Here is a 20422-nt window from a genome sequence, read left to right as displayed (position 1 = left end):
CGACTGGTTAGCCTGCCCTATTCGTTGACCTGAACTTGAAAGTTCGGGTACCCGAACTCTACGATGTGAAGATGCGAATTCACGCAGGGTTCGCCCGCGCAACCGGCCTGCTGGTGGCAGCGGCAGCCGTGGTCACGCTGAGCGCCTGCGTGGGCAAAGTCGACCGTCTCGATGACCGATTGACCGTGTTGACCACCTTCACCGTGCTCCAGGACATCGTGGCCAACGTTGCCGGTGACAACATCCGCGTCGAGTCGGTCACCAAAGCCGGTACCGAGATCCACGGCTACGAACCGACGCCCGGCGACATGCGCCGCGCCGCCAGGGCCGACCTCATCATCGACAACGGGCTGCACCTCGAGGCCTGGTTCGAGCGGTTTGTCGATCGGCTCGACGCACCCCATGTCGTCGCCAGCGAAGGTGTCACCGACATTCCCATCTCCGCCGACGCCGGCGCGGGCAAACCGAACCCGCACGCGTGGATGTCGCCGCTGAACGTGCAGATCTACGTCGACAACATCGCCGATGCCCTCGTCGATCTCGACCCCGACAACGCCGCCGAATACCGGGCCAATGCCGACCGCTACCAGGCGCAGCTGCAGCAGATCCACGACGAGATGGTCGATCGCCTCGATGACGTCCCTGCGGCGAGCCGCGCCCTGGTCACCTGCGAGGGCGCCTTTTCTTACCTGACCCGGGACACCGGTTTGCGCGAGAAGTTCATCTGGCCGGTCAACGCCGAGCAGCAGGGCACGTCCAAACAGCTGCAGTCGACGCTCGAGTTCGTCCGCGACAACAACATCGGGGCGGTCTTCTGTGAGTCGACCGTCAGCGACGCCGTGATGCGGCAGGTCGAACGGGCCACCGACGCCCGATACGGCGGGACTCTGTACGTCGACTCGCTCTCAGAATCCGATGGACCCGTGCCCACGTACCTGGACCTAATCCGGCATGACGCAGGCGTCATTCTGGGCGCCCTCACCCAAGGTGGAAACCAATGACGGCAGCAGCCGAAGAATCTTTGCCACGGTCAGCTGACGAAGACCTGCCCCCGGCGGCCGTCACCGGTCCACCGGCACTGGTCATCTCCGGCGTCAGCGTCTATTACGGCGAGGTTCACGCCCTCGAGGACGTGAACATCACCATCGCCCCAGGACGCATCTGCGGTCTGATCGGCATGAACGGGTCGGGCAAGTCGACCCTGTTCAAATCGATCATGGGCCTGGTCAAACCGGATTCGGGCACCGTGTCGATCTCCGGCGGGACACCAGCGCAGGCTCGACGCAAAGGCCTGGTCTCCTACGTCCCGCAGTCCGAGGACGTCGACTGGTCCTTCCCCGTCTCCGTCCGTGACGTCGCCATGACCGGCCGCTACGGCCATCAGAACTTCATCCGTCGCGCGAGCAGGGCCGACAAGGAAGCGGTGGCACACGCGCTCGAACAAGTGGAGTTGACCGAGCTGGCCGATCGACAGATCGGGCGACTCTCCGGCGGACAGCGCAAGCGTGCGTTCGTGGCCCGCGGCATCGCACAGGAAGCCGATATTCTGCTCCTCGACGAGCCGTTCGCCGGCGTCGACAAGAAGTCCGAGGCCACGATCATCACCTTGCTCACCAAACTGGCGGCCGAGGGCAAGACGATCCTTGTCTCGACCCACGACCTCGGTTCACTCGGGATGTTCTGCGACGAAGCCGTCCTGCTCAACAAAACCGTTCTCGTGCACGATTCACCCGACGTGGTCCTGCGGCCCCGCGTTCTCGCCCGGGCATTCGGGATGGACATCGTCGACGGAAAGGTCGCGCCATGATGATCGTCGACTGGTGGCTCGATCCCCTCGCCGAGGACTTCATGGTCAACATGCTGTTGGCGACCACGGTTGCGGCCGCCGTCTGCGCGATGATCAGCTGCTGGATCGTGCTGATCGGCTGGTCCCTGATGGGTGATGCGGTATCGCACGCGGTGTTGCCCGGAGTGGTGCTCGCGTACATCGTCGGCGCCCCGTTCGCGGTGGGCGCGTTGATCTTCGGACTGGCAGCGGTGCTGCTGATCGGGGTGGTGCGCGACACCAGCCGGGTCAAAGAGGACGCGGCGATCGGCATCGTCTTCACGACGCTCTTCGCGTTCGGCCTGGTGCTGATCTCCATCACCCCGAGTCAGACCGATCTCAACCACATTCTGTTCGGCAACGTGCTCGGGGTGTCACAGTCCGATCTCTGGCAGATCATCGGCCTGGCCATCGTGACTGTCATAATCCTGACCCTCAAACGTCGCGACCTGACGCTGTTCGCCTTCGACCCCACCCACGCCCACGCCATCGGCCTCTCGCCCCGCCGCCTCGGCGCCCTGCTGCTCGGACTGCTGGCACTGACTTGTGTTGTTGCACTGCAGATTGTCGGCGTGGTGCTCGTCGTCGCGATGCTCATCATCCCCGGGGCGTCGGCGTATCTGCTCACCGACCGCTTCAACCGGATGCTCGTCATCGCCCCGATCCTCGCCTGCGTTTGCGCCGTGCTCGGGATCTACTATGCGTACTACCTGGACGTGGCGCCCGGTGCGATGGTGGTATTGGCTCAGGGCCTGGCGTTTGCGGTCATCTATCTGTTCGCGCCGCGCCAGGGCGTGTTGGTCAAGGTGATCAACCGGGCACAGCGACGGCGCTCCTCGGCTCTCGTTGCGCCCTGACGCGTGAGAGGTGAGTGGCGATGGTTTCGTATGCGGAGACGTTTGCTCGCAGTGCGGATGATCCCGAAGGGTTCTGGCGCAAGGCTGCCGAAGCAGTCGACTGGTACCAAGCCCCCACCTCCGCCCTCGAAACGCTGCCGGGCGGCGCCTACCGCTGGTTTCCCGGCGCCACCCTCAACACCAGCTTCAACGCCCTCGACCGGCACGTCCTGGCCGGGAATGGTGATCGGACCGCCCTGATCTGGGATTCCGCCATGGTCGGCGAGACCCGCACGTACACCTACTCCGAACTGCGCGACGAGGTCGCGACCTTCGCAGGCGTGCTCACCGAACGAGGTGTGAAGGCCGGCGACCGGGTCATCGTGTACATGCCCATGATCCCGGAGGCAGCCATCGCGATGCTGGCCTGCGCCCGCATCGGCGCCGTGCATTCGGTGGTATTCGGCGGCTTCGCCGGTCCCGAACTCGCGACCCGGATCGACGACGCGCGGCCCGTTGCACTGATCACCAGCTCCGGCGGTCTGGAACCCGGTCGCACCATCGAGTACCTGCCGATGGTCGCCAAGGCCCTCGAGCTGTCCGCGGAGCCGCCTGCGACGATCATCGTCAAGAATCGTAAGCAGATCGAAGGCAGCGCCGCCGACCACGAGGGCTGGCACGACTGGGACGAGCTGACCAAGAAAGCGACTCCGGCAGAACCTGTTTCCGTCGCGGCCACCGATCCGCTCTACATCCTCTACACCTCCGGCACCACCGGGAAGCCCAAGGGCGTGGTCCGCGACAACGGCGGACACGCGGTCGCATTGACATGGTCGATGGCCAACATCTACGACATCAAGCCCGGCGACGTGTGGTGGACCGCCTCCGATGTCGGATGGGTGGTCGGACACTCCTATATCGTCTACGCGCCCTTGCTGATCGGCGCGACCACCGTCATGTACGAGGGCAAACCCGTCGGCACCCCGGACGCCGGAGCTTTCTGGCGGGTGATCGACGACCACAAGGTCAAGGCCCTGTTCACCGCACCCACCGCCATCCGGGCCATCCGCAAGCAGGACCCGGATGCCAAACTTCTTGCCGATCACGATATCTCGACACTGCAGACGCTCTTCGCCGCCGGCGAACGACTCGACCCGGACACCTACGAGTGGGCCACCAAGGTCCTCGGCGTACCGGTTGTCGACCACTGGTGGCAGACCGAAACCGGATGGGCCATCGCCGCCAATCTCCGTGGCCTCGAACCGATGCCGATCAAGGCCGGCTCACCGACGGTGCCGGTTCCCGGATTCCGGGTGGAGATCGTCGACGCCGAGGGCAAGAATGTGGAGGCCGGCGGCGAAGGCAATATCGTCATCGCACTGCCATTGCCGCCCGGGACCCTCGCAGGTCTGTGGAACGACGAAGCGCGCTACCACAATTCGTACCTGAAGACCTTCCCCGGCTATTACCTGACCGGCGACTCCGGCTACATCGACGCCGACGGCTACGTCTTTGTGCTGGGCCGCTCCGACGACGTGATCAACGTTGCCGGACACCGCCTTTCCACCGGCAGCATCGAGGCCGTCGTGGCCTCTCATCCCGCGGTGGCCGAATGCGCGGTGATCGGGATCCACGACGACCTCAAGGGCCAGCGTCCCAGCGGATACGTGGTCCTCAAAGAAGGTGCCGACATAGACGACGCCACTCTGCGGTCCGAGCTCGTGAAGATGGTGCGCGACGAGATCGGTGCGGTGGCCACCTTCCGTGATGTCACCGTCGTCAACGGTCTGCCCAAGACCCGGTCGGGCAAGATCCTGCGCAAGACGATGCGCCAGATCGCCGACCACCAGGACTACATTGTCCCCTCCACCATCGAAGACACCGCCGTCCTCGACGCCCTCAAGAAGCAGATCGGCTGACCCCCACACCCCGATGATGTGCCCTTCTGGCGAACATAAGCCCAGGTGAGCACAACCAGAACAGCACATCATCGGAATTGCAGGGCTGCAATTTTGCAGTCCTGCAATTTTTGGCTAAGTTATTTAGATGGTTACAGCACACAAGGAATCGCTGCGTGATCGGAAGCGTGCTGCCACCTGGGCCTCCATTCACCAGGCAGCAGCTGCTGCGGCCATGGCGCAGACCGACCTCACGAAGGTGACCATCGAAGAGATCGCCGCCGAGGCCAACATCTCGCCGCGCACGTTCTTCAACTACTTCCCCACCAAAGAAGACGCGATCCTCGGACTCCGCGCCCCGTTCATCGACGACGGCACCGCCGCGGCCTTTGTGATCGGCGACGACGACAACCTGCTCGAGAAGGTCGCACTGCTCCTCTTCGACGTCTTCGAGAAGACGGCCGGCGGTGCCGGCGGCCGCCAGGTGCGCGTCGAACTGATGCACCGCCACCCCGACCTCGCCCGGATGCGGCTCGCGCACACCGATCAGATCCGCCACCTCGCCCGAACACTTGTCGAGACCCGGCTCGCAGAATCCGGTCGGTGGCAACGCCGCAATCATTCGGTCGATATCCAAGCGACCGCGCAGATCCTGGTGACCGCGGGTCAATCCGTGGTCCGCATCGCAATCGACTGGCTGCTCAATGAGCCCGATGCCGACATCCCGCCCGACGAACTCGTGCACAGGGCCGCGCAATCGTTCACCACCATTCTCGAGGAGGCCTAAATGGCAGTCGATGTCCCGTCGGTTCGCACGCCGGACACCGAAGGGCAGGCCTCGCACCGCTCTGTGCTGCTGATGTTCGCCGGGCTGTTGGTGGCAATGCTGCTCGCTTCGTTGAACACAACCGTCATGAGCGCGGCGCTGCCGACCATCGTCGGTGAATTGCACGGCACCAACCAGATGTCGTGGGTCATCACCTCGTACATCCTGGCGTCGACGGTTGCCATGCCCATCTACGGCAAGCTCGGCGATCAGTTCGGTCGAAAGCCGTTGCTGATCATCGCGATCAGCATCTTCACCGCGGCATCGATCGTCGGCGCACTCGCCCCGAACATGTTGACGCTCATCGTCGCCCGCACCATGCAGGGCCTGGGTGCAGGCGGTCTGATGGTCCTCGCCCAGGCGACGATCGCCGACGTGGTCCCGGCCCGCGATCGTGGTCGCTACGCGGGGATCATGGGCGGTGTCTTCGCGGTCTCCTCCGTCGCCGGACCTCTTCTCGGTGGATGGCTCACCGAGGGACCCGGCTGGCGCTGGACCCTGTGGATCAATCTGCCGCTCGGCGCACTTGCGATCATCACGGCGATCGCCTTCTTGCACCCCCCGAAGATCGCTCGCGTCAAACGCAAGATCGACATCGTCGGGATGGCCGTCCTGACCCTTGCGACGACCGGAGTCGTGCTCATCGCCAGCTGGGGCGGCTCGCAGTACGAATGGACGTCACCGACCATCATCGCCCTGGTGGTCGGCACCATCCTCGCGTGGATCACCGTGATCCTGGTCGAAAGCCGTGTCGCGGAACCAATATTGCCAATGGCACTGTTCCGGCAGCGCAACTTCAACCTCACCACGGTCGGCGGCTTGTTCGGCGGAATCGGTATGTTCGGCGTGATCTCATACCTGCCGACCTACCTGCAGATGGCACTCGGCGTCAGCTCCACCCACGCCGGACTTCTGATGGTTCCGATGATGGCAACTATGACGGTCTGTTCCATTGCCTGCGGGCGGTTCGTCTCACGCACCGGCCGGTACAAGGCGATGCCGATTGCCGGTTCACTGCTGATCGCACTGAGCCTGTTCCTGATGTCACAGGTGGCGTTGTCGACCCCGACCTGGATGATCTGCGTTTGCCTCGGAATCCTCGGAGGCGGACTGGGTATCAGCTTCCAGATCATAATCCTGATCGTGCAGAACACGTTCCCGTACAGCCTCGTCGGGACCGCAACGGCCGCCAACAACTACTTTCGTCAGATCGGAGCCTCCCTCGGAGCCGCATTGGTCGGCAGTGTCTTCGCGTCCCGCCTCGCCGAACTGTTGGTCAGTAGGATTCCCGCCGATGTCACCGCGGCAGGCGACGGTGCGAAGTCACTGACACCGGCCATCGTCCACGGCCTTCCGGACTCGGTGCGCGACCCGATTGTCAACGCGTACAACGAAGCACTGATGCCGGTCTTCCTTTTCATCAGCCCACTATGCGTGCTGGGAGCGATCCTGCTGTGCTTTGTGATCGAGAAGCCTTTGGCCACAACGGTTGCCCAGGACGAACCGGTGACGTCGACAGCCGACCAGTCGCCGGTCACGCAAGCAACAGCCGACCGGTAGCCCGAGCAGCGCCGCCGCCGACAGCAACCGGCAACCGGCAACCGGCAACCGGCAAAGGGATTGTCCGACACCGTCGGTAAGGTGACGCAGATGCCGTTCGCCGATGAACTACTCGGACCCGATGCCGTGTCCGGGCTGGCGCGATGCCTCACCCTTGGTGGACATCGCGCCACCGAGACAAAAGCAACCGCGGCAGTATTCGACGGGATGGCGCTCAAGGCCCGGTCGGATCTGGTGCGTGATGCACTGATCGTCGACCTCCCGGACGACTTCGATGATTTCGTCGCCGCGATCAACACCTTGATCGCGCAACCCGATTGCACCGGCTGGATGGTCTGGCCGATCACCGAGGCGGTTGCGGTCCGGTCCACGGAGGCAGGCACGGCCAAGGCCTTCGACACCGGCCTGGTCCTGCTGAGAAAGCTGACACCACGCCTGACCGCCGAGTTCGCGCTGCGGACGATGCTGATCGCCGACATCGACCGCGCGCTGACCGCTGCAGTCCGGTGGACCACGTCAAAAGACGAACACGTCCGCCGGCTCGCCAGCGAAGGCACTCGCCAATACCTGCCGTGGGCCAGGCGGGTGCCTGCTCTGATGCAGCGGCCCGAGGCGACCGCGCCCATCATCGATGCGCTCTACCGCGATCCGAGTGACTACGTACGCCGCTCGGTCGCCAACCACCTCAACGATCTGAGCAGGCAGCATGCCGACGTGGTTGTGCAGACTGCAGGTCGATGGCTGGCCGACCCCGACGACAACACCGAACGACTCGTCCGGCACGCGCTGCGCACCCTGATCAAACGTGGTGACCCCGATGCCCTTGCGCTGCTCGGTTTCGCGGCTCCTGCCACGATCACCGTGACCGAGTTCGATATCGATCCGCTGGTTCGGGTCGGTGGCAAACAGACACTTCGCGCCATCGTCCACAACACCGGCGATGAGCCCGTCGATGTGGTGATCGATTACAGCATCGGCTTCCGCAAGGCCAACGGCACAATCGCCCACAAGGTGTTCAAATTGTCCGGCAAATCGATCGCGCCAAACGAACAAATCGCCGTCGCAAAGTCACATTCATTTGCTCCCATCACCACGCGCCGCTTCTACCCCGGCGGTCATGAGCTGGCCTTACAAGTCAATGGGCGCCGAATGGCATCCGCTGCATTCGAACTATATTTTTGATCTTCAACATTCAATTTCCCGCCATTGATCGGGGCGTTGCTGGTTAGAATCAGCGGGGCCCGGGTCCGTTTTGGGTGATGTGCATACCACGCGCTCTCCTGTTATCTTGCTGTTATCTTGCCTGGCCGCTCGGCGATCGCGGTCGATCCTGTGCTGTTCGGATTGCCTCAAACAACGACGTACAAAAGGAAACTCATGCGAGCAAAGACTGCCTGGCGGAAGATCATTGCCGGCTCCCTTGCCCTTGTTGCCGGAATGGCTGTCTCCGCGGTTGCCACTCCAGGCACTGCTTCGGCTGCTTCACAGACCGTTCGGGTCTACTCCGCCTCGATGAACAAGACCATCCCCGTGAAGGTCATCTCGGCGGACGGTGGTGGCAGCCACGCAACGCTGTACCTCCTCGACGGCCTGCGCGCGCCGAACAACAACAACGGCTGGCTCATCGAGACCGATATCGAGCGCTTCTTCACCGGCAAGAACGTCAATGTCGCGATTCCATTCGGTGGCGGCGGAAGTTTCTACACCGATTGGCAGCAGGACGACCCGACCCTGGGCCGCCAGAAGTGGGAGACCTTCCTGACGCGGGAACTGCCCGCGTACATGGCGTCGAACTTCGGCAGCGACAATCGTCGGAACGCGATCGCCGGCCTGTCGATGAGCGGTACCTCGGCGCTCAACCTGGCCAGCAAGCACCCGGACTTCTATCGGGGTGTCGCCTCGTACAGCGGCTACCCGACCGTCAGCCTGCCCGGGTTTGCCCAGGGCATCGCAGCCTCGGTGATCGAGATGGGCGGCAATCCCGTCAACATGTGGGGCGTCTGGCCCGGTGGCGCGTGGACCCAGAACGATCCGTCGCTGAACCCTGCCAGCCTGCGCGGTAAGCGCGTCTACGTCTCCTCGGGATCCGGCGCGTTGAGTACCGATCCGATCTTCAATCCGACCAGCGCGGCGTTCGATCCGGTGAAGTTCTCGCAGATGGTGCCACTGGAGACCGCCGCTTCGATCAGCAGCTCGCTCTACGTCACCAGCCTGCGGGCAGCGGGCGTCAATCCGCAGACCCACATCACCCCTGAGGGTGTGCACTGGTGGACCTACTGGGCGGACCGCCTCAAGGAATCCTGGTACGGCACGCTGGCTCCGTCACTCGGGGTCTGACACTCGGGGTCTGACACTCCACCAGATCAGTACCTGAACAATCGGCCGCGATTCGGAACTTTCCGAATCGCGGCCGATTTGTTTGGTCGCCACGGTCCATCAGGAGACGGTGATGACAACCTTGTCCGGGTAGAACGCGAGATGCCCGGCGATCTCAGAGACGGCGTCGTACGGCTCCTCGTACGTCCAAGCAGCATCCTCGATCACGCCGTCCGGGGTGACGAGGTCGTAATAGGACGCGTCGCCCTTGTAGGGGCAGTGCGTCTTCGTCGAACTACGTCGGAGCAGTGACTGGTCAACGGCATCCAGCGGAACATATGCGACCGGCGGATAGTCCGCTTCCTGAAGTATCAGCGCCCTGGAGGTGTCGGCGACGACGGTGTCGCCTGCCCGGATCCGGACCTGTCCGGCGCTGGGCTCCACGGTGATCGGATGGGTGTCGTCGGGTATCAATCGAGTTTTGGTCATGTGATCCACCTCTCATCTTTGTCCAACAACGACACCGTACGCGGATGCATTCCTCCCGAACCCCATGCTGATCGAGATTCACAGGCGCCGAAGATATTGCGCCGTCTTGTCGTCGGCCGGATAAAAGCTCTCGACACTGAGTTCGTCGACGGTGACATCGAGCGGTGTCCCGAAGGTCGTCACCGTGCTGAAGAACAAGAGCTCTTTGTCGTCGACGCGCAACCGGAGATAGACCGCGACGTCACCGGAGAGCGTCGGATCCTCGTCGATGTCATCGGTGAACGGATAGGCCTGCAACTCGGCGAGCAGCTCGATCAGAACCGGGTCGCCGGTCACCTTGATCTGGCGATCCAACCGGTCGAACAGGTGGCGCCGCCACTGGCCGATGTTGACGATCCGGTCGCCGAGTCCCCGGGGGTCGAGACTGAATTTGAGGACGTTGAACGGCGGTTCGAGCAGGTCGTCGGGAGCATCCTGGGTGAAGAGAGCCACCGCAGCATTGGCGTCCACCAGGTTCCAGTGCCGGTCGACGGCCAAGGCCGGATACGGCTCGGTGGCGGTCAAGACTTGGCGCAAAGCGCTGCGTACCATCGTCATTCGGTCACCGTCGAGCGACGACTCCCCATAGGTCGGTGCATACCCGGCCGCCAGCAACAGTTGGTTCCGCTCCCGCAGCGGCACATCGAGGTGTTCGGCAAGCCGCAGCACCATCGTCCGGCTCGGCGCCGAACGGCCGGTTTCCAGAAAGCTCAGATGCCGCGCCGACACCTCGGACACCGATGCCAGTTCCAGTTGCGGGACCTTTCGGTTGATTCGCCACTGCCGCAACAGGTCCCCGAACAAATAGCGCTGCTCGCCGGTCATCGTTCACATCCCTCATATGGTCGCCTGTGGAGCATTATCGACCATTCGGTCACTGTTGGCACCTATGATCAGGCCCGGACCATCGACCCGCAGGAGTGAAACCATGAGCGTGCTCGACCGTTTCCGGATCGACGACAAGGTCGTGATCGTCACCGGCGCATCATCCGGGTTGGGTGTTGCGTTCGCCAAGGCGTTTGCCGAAGCCGGCGCCCGGGTCGTCCTCGCGGCGCGCCGAGCCGACAAACTCGAGCAGACCGCCGCACTCGTCGAATCAGTAGGTGGCACTGCTTTGACCGTGGTCACCGATATCGCCGACCCGGACCAGGCCGGCGCTCTTGTCGACGCCGCGATGGCTGAGTTCGGGCAGGTCGACGTGCTGGTCAACAATGCCGGAGTGGGCACCGCGTTCCCCGCCACCAGGGAGACGCCTGAGCAGTTCCGGTCGGTCATCGACATCAATCTGAACGGTTCGTACTGGGCTGCCCAGGCTTGCGGGCGGGTGATGACGCCGGGAAGCTCGATCATCAACATCTCGAGCATCCTCGGCATCACCACCGCCGGTCTCCCGCAGGCTGCGTACTCGGCCAGCAAGGCTGCCATCTCCGGCCTGACCCGTGATCTGGCCCAACAGTGGGGTAGCCGAAAAGGTATCCGGGTCAATGCGATTGCGCCGGGATTCTTCGAGTCGGAAATGACCGACTCATACGCGGACGGCTACCTCGAGTCCATGGCTCCGCGAATGATCCTGGGCCGCAGCGGCCATCCGGAAGAGCTGGCCGCCACCGCAATCTGGCTGGCCTCACCGGCAGGTGGATACGTCACCGGCCAGACCATCGTCGTCGATGGCGGCGTCAGCATCACATAGGGGCATTAGCTTGCCCCGGGCATCTTGTCGATGAATCCGTAGACGCTGGTGATCTTGTTGTTGCTGTCGACGGCGGCAACGTCGAATCCGACCACCAGCGGCTCCGCGCCTACTTCCGGCACCAGCTCCCACGTGAAACGGGCGATGTTGTGGTGGGTGTCGAACACGTCTCCGGGAACAAACTGCAATCCCGCGAATTGTTCCTGGGCGCCTGCGATCACCGCGTCGATTGCGTCCACACCGCTCACCGAGGCGAGCGGGTCTGTGTAGACGCCGTCGTCGGCCCAGACTGCGCTGATCAGATCCCGCCGGGCGACGGCATCGGTCTCGTTCCACGCGGCAAGATACTGATCGATCAGCGCAGACGCTGCGGCCTCGTGTGTGGTCAACATGGTTTCGGTCATCGGTTTCTCCTTCACCTGAGGTGTTCTTTGTGGGTGAAAACCATGCTGCCCGTGGCAGGTACCTCCCGGCGATGACGTCCGAGGTAAGTATTTTCGCCACGTTTGTGACATAGGTGATTCGGGCATGCTCGGGGCATGACCTTTCCCCATGAGAACGAAGAGCCCCTCGGCGAGACCGAGAGGACAGCCGAAGAAAAAGAGGCATACAACGCCGCGCAACACGGGGCCGATGACGAGCGCGATCACGCGGTCGGCGGCACCGAGGGCACCACCGACGGCCAGTGATCCGCCTTCATTACATCCGCTAACCATGCGTGGTCGGCACCGCGGTGTTTAGGATTGTCGACAGAATCTCCATGGATTCCCCCGTGGCGGAAGGACGAGGCTCACTTGTGGCTGTGCCAAGCAGGTCATTCGATGAACAAGGACTTCCGGTCAGCCTTGTGGATGTCGCAGGCCGCCGTGTCCGGGAATCGATCCTCTCCGGGGCGTTGAAACCCGGAGACAAGATAGTCGAAGAACAACTGTGCGCCAGCCTCGGCATCAGCCGGGCACCATTGCGCGAGGCACTGCGACTACTCGGACAGCAGGGGCTGGTCGAGCATCTACCGCGACGCGGATCCCGGGTCACCGCGTGGTCACCGCAGGACATTCTGCAACTGTTCGAGCTGCGGCACGTCCTGGAGCGGCATGCCATCGAATCCGCACTCCCGCTGGCCGACCTCGAAAAGGACCTCGATCCGGTTCGTGAGGCGCTCGAGGACATGCGCATCGCCGCCGACCGCGACGATGACCTCGAGAAAGACGATGCCCACTGCCGGTTCCACGCCTCGGTTGTCGGGCTGGCAGGCAACCGGCAACTCGACATCGCGATGGAGCCGATCCTGCTCAAGCTCCAGCTCCCGATGGCCATCAACCTGCGCAGCGAAGCCCGCGTGCACGACCCCGCCGACGGAATCCGGCGGCACCAGCACGTGCTCGACGCTCTGGAGACCAACGATCCGCGGATAGCTGTCGCGGCCGCCAGGAACCACGGTCAGCTCGATTATCTGGACCTGGAGAGCAACAGCTAACACAATCGATACGCAGCCGTTCCGCGGTTGGCACCATTCTGTCGACAATCGACATTATGACTTTCGATTTCACCGCAGCAGGACCATCCATCGGCCCATCGGTGGCGGAGATCCTGCAATCGCACGCAAGTGGCACCGGCTCACCCACCAAAACCGCCGCGAGAGTGGCCGACGCGATCGCGGCCCGGGGCGACGACGGCACCTGGTTGTCGACGGTGCCGCGCGCCCAACTCCTCGCCGCCGCAGAAGAAATCGAACAGCGCCCCGGCGCCCGCACGCTTCCGCTCTACGGGGTGCCGTTCGGTGTGAAAGACAGCATCGATGTCGCAGGCGTCCCGACGACGCTTTCCTGCCCCGACTACGCGTACGTCGCCGACGCCACCGCACCGGCTGTGCAGCGGCTACTCGATGCCGGTGCCCTGTACGTGGGCAAAACCAATCTCGATCAATTCGCCACCGGACTCAATGGCACCCGAACTCCACATACGGTGCCACGCAGTGTCTACGGCCGGGACATGATCTCCGGCGGGTCGAGCTCCGGATCGGCGCTCGCGGTTGCACTCGGGCAGGTGCCGTTTGCCGTGGCCACCGACACCGCAGGCTCGGGGCGGGTGCCGGCAGCCCTGAACGGTGTTGTCGGGTTCAAGCCCTCGCGCGGGCTGATCAGTACCGTCGGCCTGGTCCCGGCCTGTAAGTCGTTGGACTGCATCACCGTCATGGCCGGATCGATCGATGACACCGACCGCGTCCTCGATGTGGTGATCGGACGCGATAACAACGATTCCTGGTCCCGTGACCGCGGCCCGCGGTACAACCACGGCGCGATCCGGGTCGGACTACCTACCACCGATGAGCTTGAGTTCTTCGGCGACACCATCATGCAGGACGCCCACCTGTCATTCCGGGAACGAATCACGCTGAGCGAGACAGTGGTTGCCGCACCACTATCACCTTTTCTGGCTGCAGGCGCCCTGCTCTACGCCGGCCCCTGGGTCGCCGAGCGACTGGTCGAGTTCGCCGATTTCCTGGCCGCGCATCCCGATTCGATCCATCCGGTGGTCCGCGACATCCTGCGCGGTGGTGAGAAGTACACCGCTGTAGACGCATTCGCCGCGCAGCAGAAGTTGCAAGAACTAAAGGCCCAGGTGTCCCGCCTCTGGGAGCACATGGATGTGATGATCGTGCCCACCATCGGGACGACGTTCACCGTCGAGGAAGTCCTGGCGCGGCCCATCGAGTGCAACACCGTCCTCGGTCACTACACCCACTTCGGCAATCTGCTCGACCTCACCGGAGTGGCGGTACCGGTGGGTATTGCCGCCGACGGACGTCCGCTGAGTGTGATGATTTTGGGTCCGGCACTGTCCGACGACACCGTATTGGCCCTGGCCGCACGCATTCTCGACGAGCCGCGCGACACCAGTGAGCTGCCCACAGATGTGCAGCAAACCCTCTCCACAACAACCACATCCACGAGGGAGAATTCATGACCGCATCCACCGTCGAGACGGCCTCACCCGGGCCGTTCACCCTCATACCCGAGAAGACCGCGCTGATCGTCATCGACATGCAGCGCGACTTCATCCTACCCGGCGGCTTCGGCGAGAGCCTCGGCAATGACGTGGACATGCTCCTGAAAGTGGTCCCGCCCCTGGCCGATCTCATTGCCGCCGCGCGGGCCGCCGGCATGTTGGTGATCCACACCCGCGAGGGCCATGAACCCGATCTATCCGATTGTCCGCCTGCGAAACTCAACCGCGGAGCGCCATCCAAGCGGATCGGCGATCCGGGCAAGTACGGGCGGATCCTGATCCGCGGCGAATACGGCCACGACATCATCGACGAGCTCGCCCCTGTCAGCGGTGAGATCGTCATCGACAAACCCGGCAAGGGCGCCTTCTACGCCACCGAACTCCAGCAGATCCTCACCGACGCGGGCATCACCCAACTGCTGGTCACCGGGGTCACCACAGAGGTGTGCGTGCACACCACCACCCGGGAGGCGAACGACCGCGGATACGAGTGTCTGGTCGTATCCGACTGTGTTGGTTCATATTTCCCGGACTTCCAGCGAATCGGGCTGGAAATGATCTGCGCACAAGGTGGAATCTTCGGCTGGGTTGCCGATTCCGCGGCGGTCATTCCCGCCATTGCCGATCTACCCGTCAAGTCGGAACCCGCACCTGCCTCCCGAGGCTGAAGGAACCAGAAGTCATGACCACTGAAGTCAACGAAAAGACCCCTGTCCCTGCCGCGCCGGACGGACCCGTGACCATCCCCTGGTGGACCCGAGGTGACACCAACGCCTTCTTCGGCCTCGGATTCAACATCCTCGTCAACGTCCTGACCCTCACCGGACTCCTGATCTACGTCGTCGGCGTCAACGAAGGCGACGTCTTCGGTACCGTGCTCCCCGCCCTCGGCGTCGCCCTGATCCTGGGCAATCTCTACTACACGTGGTTGGCACGGCGCCTGGGCCGCAAGGAAAATCGCACCGACGTCACCGCTTTGCCCTACGGCCCGAGCGTTCCGCACATGTTCATCGTCGTGTTCGTGGTGATGTTGCCGGTGTACCTGAGCACCGACAACGCCGTCGCAGCCTGGCAAGCGGGTCTGGCATGGGCATTCATGATCGGCGTGATCGTGATGATCGGAGCCTTTGTGGGCCCGTACATCCGCAAGATCACGCCACGCGCAGCGATGCTCGGCACCCTGGCCGGTATCTCCATCACCTTCATCTCCATGCGGCCTGCCGCCCAGATGTGGGAGGCCGCATGGATCGGCTTGCCGGTACTGGCGATCATCTTGATCGGCTTCTTCACCAATGTTCGCCTGCCGGGCAATGTTCCGGTCGGTTTGGCTGCGCTGCTCGTCGGTACCGCCATCGGCTGGGCCGGCGGATTCATGGATGCACCGGCGGTCGGCGACGCCGTCGAGAACATCGCGCTGGGCATTCCCGACCAACGATTCGACATGCTGTTCGACGGTCTGGCCGACCTCGCACCACTTCTCGGCACCGCAATACCCCTCGGTATCTACAACTTCACCGAAGCGATGAGCAACGTGGAGAGCGCAGCTGCCGCGGGAGACAACTACAACCTACGCAGCGTGCTCCTCGCCGACGGTGCCGGCGCCTGCATCGGTGCCGGGTTCGGTTCCCCCTTCCCACCGGCGGTCTACATCGGCCACCCGGGGTGGAAGGACGCCGGTGGCCGGGCAAGTTATTCACTGGCCAGCGGTTTGGCGATCGGCCTGCTCTGTTTCCTGGGATTGTTCGGGATACTCGAAGCGCTGCTACCTGTTCCGGCGATCGTGCCGATTCTGCTGTACATCGGTTTGTTGATCGGCGCGCAGGCCTTCCAGGCGGTTCCACGGATCCACGCCATCGCGGTGGTCGCGGCAATCCTGCCCAACCTCGCGCAGTGGGCCCATGGGCTCATCGACAACGCTCTGGCTGCCGCCGGTACCAGTGCCGGTGAGGTCGGCTTGGGCGCATTGAACGAGGCGGGTGTGGTCTACGAAGGCCTCAAGGTACTCGGCGAGGGTGCGGTTCTGGTGGGCTTGGTGCTGGGCACCATGGTCACCTTCATCATCGACAAGAAGTTCCTGTACGCCGCCATCGCTTCTGCGGTCGGCGCCGTGCTGGCGTTCATCGGTCTCATCCACGCACCGGAGATCGCCTGGAATGCCGCCCCTGAAGTCGTGCTGGGCTACTTGTTCTTCGGAATCGTCTGCCTTGCATACTCATTCCTGCCCGGAGCAAAGGAGGAAGTCGTCCACGACGAGTCCGATGTGATGGCCGAGTAGCGATTGTCGACACAGCAGCGCCCCGGCCTGGCGGTCGGGGCGCTGCCCGTGCCGTGAAGTCCGAAACCTGCCCGAACCAGCGGTCATTCGATTTGATCGGGATTGTCGATGTCCGGTTCCGGTTCCGGTTCCGGTGGGACCTTAGATTCGCGTACGGTCAGTTCCGTCAGCTTTTCAGCCAACACCGCCCGGCGGTCGGCGAGAGTCTTTTCCCAGGCCGCTGCGAAGGTTTCGTTGACGTGCTGGGCACGGTTGACCCGCGGTTTGCGTTCTGGATCCACCGACGCTGGTGGTATCCAACCGACCCTGCCCTTGTCAGGACCCTCGGTGATCATCACCGTCTGCCACTGACCAGGGCCGTCGCCCACCAACTTGTGGTGTGGCGGGCACGCTGATCCCATCAGATCGATGTCGGTCAGCCCACCATTGATCCAGGCAATCAGGTGATGGGCCTCGACCCAGGTCGCCGGATTGGTGCAACCCGGGTGTGAACAGCCGCGGTCGCGGGCAAACAACGCCAACCGCTGACCCTTCTGCGCGGTGCGTTTGGCGCGGGCGAAATACAGCACCTCGGCGCTGTGGCTAGCGAACACCGCCAAGTATTTGTCCGAGCGCGCTGCCAGGTGCAGGGCTTCTTTGACCGGAATGTCCACGCCGGAGGCGGTTTTTGCGATGCCGGCACAGTCGTCGAGCTGTTGTTTGGTCATCGTGATGATCAGCTGCGCCGGCAACCCCCGATGCGATGTGCCGAGCAGGTTGCACTCCAGAATCGTTTTCAAGATCGCCTTCAAGGCATCGTGGCGCTGCTGGCCCATCGAGCGGGTATCACGCTCGGCGGCAGCCTTCATCAACTCCGGATCCTGCTTCGGATCATCGCTGGCCCCGGACGGCGAGTTCGGGTCGGCCGGATTATTCATGCCAGGTGCGGCCCAGACATCCATCACCGTCGTGAACAACGCCAACGTTTCCGGATCCAGCGTGCCCGAGATTTTGGCCATCAAGTCCACACCCTGATTACCCAAACTCACCGAACGTTTACGGGCCCGATCCGAATCGTCAGTCAACCGGCCATCGGGATCGACCCGGGCCAGCACTTGCCGGCCCGACGCCGCCAGTTGGGTGGGGTCCTGGCCGACGGCTTCTTCGGTCATCCAATGATCGACCACGTCATACACTGCCGAATCCGACGCTGACGGGATGTGTTTACGCACATCTAGCATCACATCCATATGTGCTGCGCCGATCAGTCCTTGGGACCAGGCCTGTTCGGCGGCAGGGCATTTCGGTGCCAGCTCGTCGCCCTGCATCGTGTGGAATCGGCCGACTGCTTCCAGGCCGCGGATCCTGGAGGTGGTTTGGCCTTTGGTCAACCGCAACTCGCTGCGGGTGAACCCGAACAGTGACGAATAGCCGGCATCGGTGAACGATGACCGGTTCGAGACCCGCAGCAGGTGACGCAACCCGGTGAACTCGAGCTTGCGGACGATCCGTTCATGCACCCGCACAATCTCATTGACTTCGGCATCCGACATATCCGACGACGAACAATCATTGATATCGGCAAGCAGCAACTCCAACTCGAGGTACTTACGCACCAACACCGGAACCGAAGACGAATCAACCGGAACCTCATCAGACGGATCGTCAGTCATCATGCCCCCCAGCACATCTGATCGAAAGCTTTCAACCAGAATACCCCGGAATACCCGATGTGTCGAATGTTTGTTCGAGCAATGGAGCTGGTGCCCCTGCAAGACAAACCCTCTGCGAGACAACGTGTTGCGCACCTCGTGCGGGTTACCAACCAGACCGGGATTCGCCCTACCGCTGCGCGGCCGGACGCACCACAATTTCGTTGACATCGACATCATCGGGTTGGTTGATGACAAACCCGATCGCGCGGGCAATCGCTGAAGGCGCAATCGTGTTGGCTCGGTACACCGCCATCGCCTCTTGTGCGCTCTTGTCGGTGATTGTCGAGGCCAGCTCGGATTCGACCACGCCCGGGGTGATCGTGGATACCCGAAGCCACGGCTCGCTCTCCTGCCGAAGGCCTTCGGTGATGGCCCAGGCGGCATACTTGGTCCCGCAATAGACCGCCGCGGTGGGCGACACCTGATGAGCCCCAACGGAAGCGATAGTGACCACATGCCCGCCGTGTTGCTCGGTGAACACCGGTAGGACCGCGTTGATGCCATACAGCAGCCCGCGCACGTTCACATCGATCATGCGTTCCCACTCGTCGACCTTGCCGGAGCTCAAGGGAGACAGCGGCATCACTCCGGCATTGTTGACCAGCACGTCCACCCGACCGTGCTCGGTGCGGGCTGCCTCCACGAAAGCCTGAACGTCACCGCGGTCGGTCACATCCAGGGTGTGCGCGGCGGCTCGGCCGCCGGATGCCTCGATCCGCTCGACGAGTGCGTGCAGGCGGTCGATCCGTCGGGCACCCAGCACAACGGTGCAGCCCTGTTCGGCCAGGTGCAGTGCGGTTGCCTCGCCGATTCCGCTGGAAGCGCCGGTGATGAGAACGATCTTGTCCATCGGTTATGTCCTTGTCTCGTACGGATTTTGATTCCGATTACCATGATGGTCGCGGAATCATTTGCGTACCAGGACTTATCGACCCGAGGAGTGGCACACCCAGCCTCAGACAGCCGTCGGACTCGGTCAGCTGCGACGGGATCCGGGTTCGGCTGCCTGCGAACGGGTCGCGACCAGGGCACCGAGAAGGCGAAGAGCGTCGCGGGCCGGGGTACCGGGTTCCGCGGTATACACGATCAGTTGCTGCCCAGGCGCTTCCCGGATGTCGAACACCTGGACGTCCAAGGTGAATTCGCCGGCATCGGGGTGTACGAAGTGTTTGGACTCCGACGTCTTTCCTCGGACCTCATGTCGCTTCCAATACCGGCGGAACTCGGTGTTGGCGAGCAGTTGCTCCAGCAGCTCCCGAAGCTCGGCGTCAGAGCCGTCCCGGCCGATCACCGTTCGCAAGTTGGCCGCACAGGTCTCGGCCGAAAGATGCCACCGGGCAAAGAACGTCGGTGCCGCCGGATCGAGGAACACCATCAACGCCACATTGTCAAAACTCTCGAACGGCGAATAGAGCTCGTCGGCAAGGGCATTGGAAGCCAGGACGTCGAGTCTGTCGTTGATGATCATCGCCGGCGTATCGGTCCAGGCATCGAGCATGATCTGCAGCTTTGGTGACGGACGTGCGCGCCTGGACACCGGGCTCGGACGAAAGGCGACATCGGCAAGCTGGAAAAGGTGTTCTCTCCCACCGCTGTCGAGCCGGAGCGCTCTGGCCAACGCATTCAGCACGGCCGCCGACGGATGTCTTTCGCGCCCCTGTTCCAGACGCGCGTAATAGTCCACACTCACCCCGGCGAGCGTGGCGATCTCCTCGCGACGGAGCCCGGCCACCCGCCGGTGACCGGTCGAACCCGGCATCCCGACGTCTGCGGGCGTCACCGCGGCCCGCCGGGCCTGCAGGTAGGCCCCTAGTTCTCCCTGTTTGTTCACTGCGTTCACCTTAGGTGCGACATCGTCGGTGAGCCAGGGTGCCGCGCTCCCTGGATGATGACGGCCTCGACATCCGCGGCGACCTCTGGTTCGTTGTAACCACACACACCCGGGCATAGAGTTCGAACTGCGCC

General features: G+C 63.2%; 20 protein-coding genes. 14 read left to right on the top strand and 6 right to left on the bottom strand.

Annotated elements, in window-relative coordinates; all coding sequences use genetic code 11:
- Positions 1-71 precede the first annotated feature (71 nt).
- The 8 genes from AC1TPF_RS04505 to AC1TPF_RS04470 all read left to right on the top strand — a co-directional run bounded on the left by AC1TPF_RS04505 (position 72) and on the right by AC1TPF_RS04470 (position 9282).
- Positions 72-1001 (top strand): metal ABC transporter substrate-binding protein, encoded by a 930-nt coding sequence (locus AC1TPF_RS04505; protein WP_482142827.1) that lies wholly within the window; start codon positions 72-74, stop codon positions 999-1001.
- Positions 998-1807, top strand: coding sequence for a metal ABC transporter ATP-binding protein (locus AC1TPF_RS04500; protein ID WP_482142826.1), 810 nt, complete (start codon positions 998-1000; stop codon positions 1805-1807). Before AC1TPF_RS04505 ends, AC1TPF_RS04500 begins: the two co-directional genes overlap by 4 nt.
- On the top strand, positions 1804-2682 hold the full coding sequence (locus AC1TPF_RS04495) for a metal ABC transporter permease (RefSeq protein ID WP_482136314.1): 879 nt from the start codon (positions 1804-1806) through the stop codon (positions 2680-2682). Before AC1TPF_RS04500 ends, AC1TPF_RS04495 begins: the two co-directional genes overlap by 4 nt.
- A 20-nt stretch (positions 2683-2702) precedes the next feature.
- Entirely contained in the window at positions 2703-4580 is a 1878-nt protein-coding gene (locus AC1TPF_RS04490) for a propionyl-CoA synthetase (protein WP_482142824.1), read from the top strand.
- 127 nt (positions 4581-4707) lie between these two features.
- The gene (locus AC1TPF_RS04485; RefSeq protein WP_482136316.1) at positions 4708-5346 is read left to right on the top strand and encodes a TetR/AcrR family transcriptional regulator; all 639 of its coding nucleotides are present in this window, start codon (positions 4708-4710) and stop codon (positions 5344-5346) included.
- Complete coding sequence (locus AC1TPF_RS04480) at positions 5347-6945, top strand: MDR family MFS transporter (RefSeq protein WP_482142822.1); 1599 nt, start codon at positions 5347-5349, stop codon at positions 6943-6945.
- A 90-nt stretch (positions 6946-7035) separates the two neighbouring features.
- The gene (locus tag AC1TPF_RS04475) at positions 7036-8127 is read left to right on the top strand and encodes a DNA alkylation repair protein (protein WP_482142821.1); all 1092 of its coding nucleotides are present in this window, start codon (positions 7036-7038) and stop codon (positions 8125-8127) included.
- A gap of 195 nt (positions 8128-8322) precedes the next feature.
- Complete coding sequence (locus tag AC1TPF_RS04470) at positions 8323-9282, top strand: alpha/beta hydrolase (RefSeq protein ID WP_482142819.1); 960 nt, start codon at positions 8323-8325, stop codon at positions 9280-9282.
- Between the two features lie 99 nt (positions 9283-9381).
- On the opposite strand, the gene AC1TPF_RS04465 is transcribed toward AC1TPF_RS04470, so the two are convergent.
- A complete protein-coding gene (locus AC1TPF_RS04465) occupies positions 9382-9750 on the bottom strand; it encodes a DUF427 domain-containing protein (RefSeq protein ID WP_482136320.1) in 369 nt (122 codons plus the stop codon).
- Positions 9751-9828: 78 nt separating this feature from the next.
- A complete protein-coding gene (locus AC1TPF_RS04460; protein WP_482142818.1) occupies positions 9829-10614 on the bottom strand; it encodes a helix-turn-helix domain-containing protein in 786 nt (261 codons plus the stop codon).
- Between the two features lie 103 nt (positions 10615-10717).
- Here AC1TPF_RS04460 and AC1TPF_RS04455 point away from each other — a divergent pair, with 103 nt between their 5' ends.
- On the top strand, positions 10718-11479 hold the full coding sequence (locus AC1TPF_RS04455; RefSeq protein WP_482142816.1) for an SDR family NAD(P)-dependent oxidoreductase: 762 nt from the start codon (positions 10718-10720) through the stop codon (positions 11477-11479).
- A gap of 5 nt (positions 11480-11484) precedes the next feature.
- Here AC1TPF_RS04455 and AC1TPF_RS04450 read toward each other — a convergent pair whose 3' ends face one another.
- Positions 11485-11883 carry a nuclear transport factor 2 family protein gene (locus AC1TPF_RS04450; RefSeq protein ID WP_482142814.1) on the bottom strand — a complete coding sequence of 133 codons (399 nt, stop codon included), beginning with the start codon at positions 11881-11883 and terminating at the stop codon, positions 11485-11487.
- A 135-nt stretch (positions 11884-12018) separates the two neighbouring features.
- Here AC1TPF_RS04450 and AC1TPF_RS04445 point away from each other — a divergent pair, with 135 nt between their 5' ends.
- The 5 genes from AC1TPF_RS04445 (at position 12019) to AC1TPF_RS04425 (ending at position 16763) form a co-directional block, all read left to right on the top strand.
- Positions 12019-12168, top strand: a complete 150-nt coding sequence (locus tag AC1TPF_RS04445; protein ID WP_482142812.1) for a hypothetical protein — start codon at positions 12019-12021, stop codon at positions 12166-12168.
- Positions 12169-12275: 107 nt separating this feature from the next.
- Positions 12276-12956, top strand: coding sequence for a GntR family transcriptional regulator (locus AC1TPF_RS04440; RefSeq protein ID WP_482142810.1), 681 nt, complete (start codon positions 12276-12278; stop codon positions 12954-12956).
- Positions 12957-13012: 56 nt separating this feature from the next.
- Complete coding sequence (locus AC1TPF_RS04435) at positions 13013-14446, top strand: allophanate hydrolase (RefSeq protein ID WP_482142809.1); 1434 nt, start codon at positions 13013-13015, stop codon at positions 14444-14446.
- Positions 14443-15156, top strand: a complete 714-nt coding sequence (locus tag AC1TPF_RS04430; RefSeq protein ID WP_482142808.1) for a cysteine hydrolase family protein — start codon at positions 14443-14445, stop codon at positions 15154-15156. Before AC1TPF_RS04435 ends, AC1TPF_RS04430 begins: the two co-directional genes overlap by 4 nt.
- Positions 15157-15170: 14 nt before the next feature.
- Positions 15171-16763, top strand: coding sequence for a SulP family inorganic anion transporter (locus AC1TPF_RS04425; protein ID WP_482142806.1), 1593 nt, complete (start codon positions 15171-15173; stop codon positions 16761-16763).
- An 83-nt stretch (positions 16764-16846) separates the two neighbouring features.
- Here the strand turns inward: AC1TPF_RS04425 and AC1TPF_RS04420 are convergent, their stop codons facing one another.
- From AC1TPF_RS04420 to AC1TPF_RS04410, 3 genes are all read right to left on the bottom strand, one after another.
- Complete coding sequence (locus tag AC1TPF_RS04420; RefSeq protein ID WP_482142805.1) at positions 16847-18418, bottom strand: HNH endonuclease signature motif containing protein; 1572 nt, start codon at positions 18416-18418, stop codon at positions 16847-16849.
- A 166-nt stretch (positions 18419-18584) separates the two neighbouring features.
- Entirely contained in the window at positions 18585-19307 is a 723-nt protein-coding gene (locus AC1TPF_RS04415) for an SDR family oxidoreductase (protein ID WP_482142803.1), read from the bottom strand.
- Positions 19308-19433: 126 nt separating this feature from the next.
- On the bottom strand, positions 19434-20288 hold the full coding sequence (locus tag AC1TPF_RS04410) for a helix-turn-helix transcriptional regulator (protein ID WP_482142801.1): 855 nt from the start codon (positions 20286-20288) through the stop codon (positions 19434-19436).
- Positions 20289-20422: the final 134 nt, after the last annotated feature.

The sequence above is a fragment of the Williamsia sp. Y853 genome, from assembly GCF_056786495.1.
The sequence above is the reverse complement of the archived record's forward strand: the minus strand, read 5'-3'. Positions and strand labels throughout refer to the sequence as shown.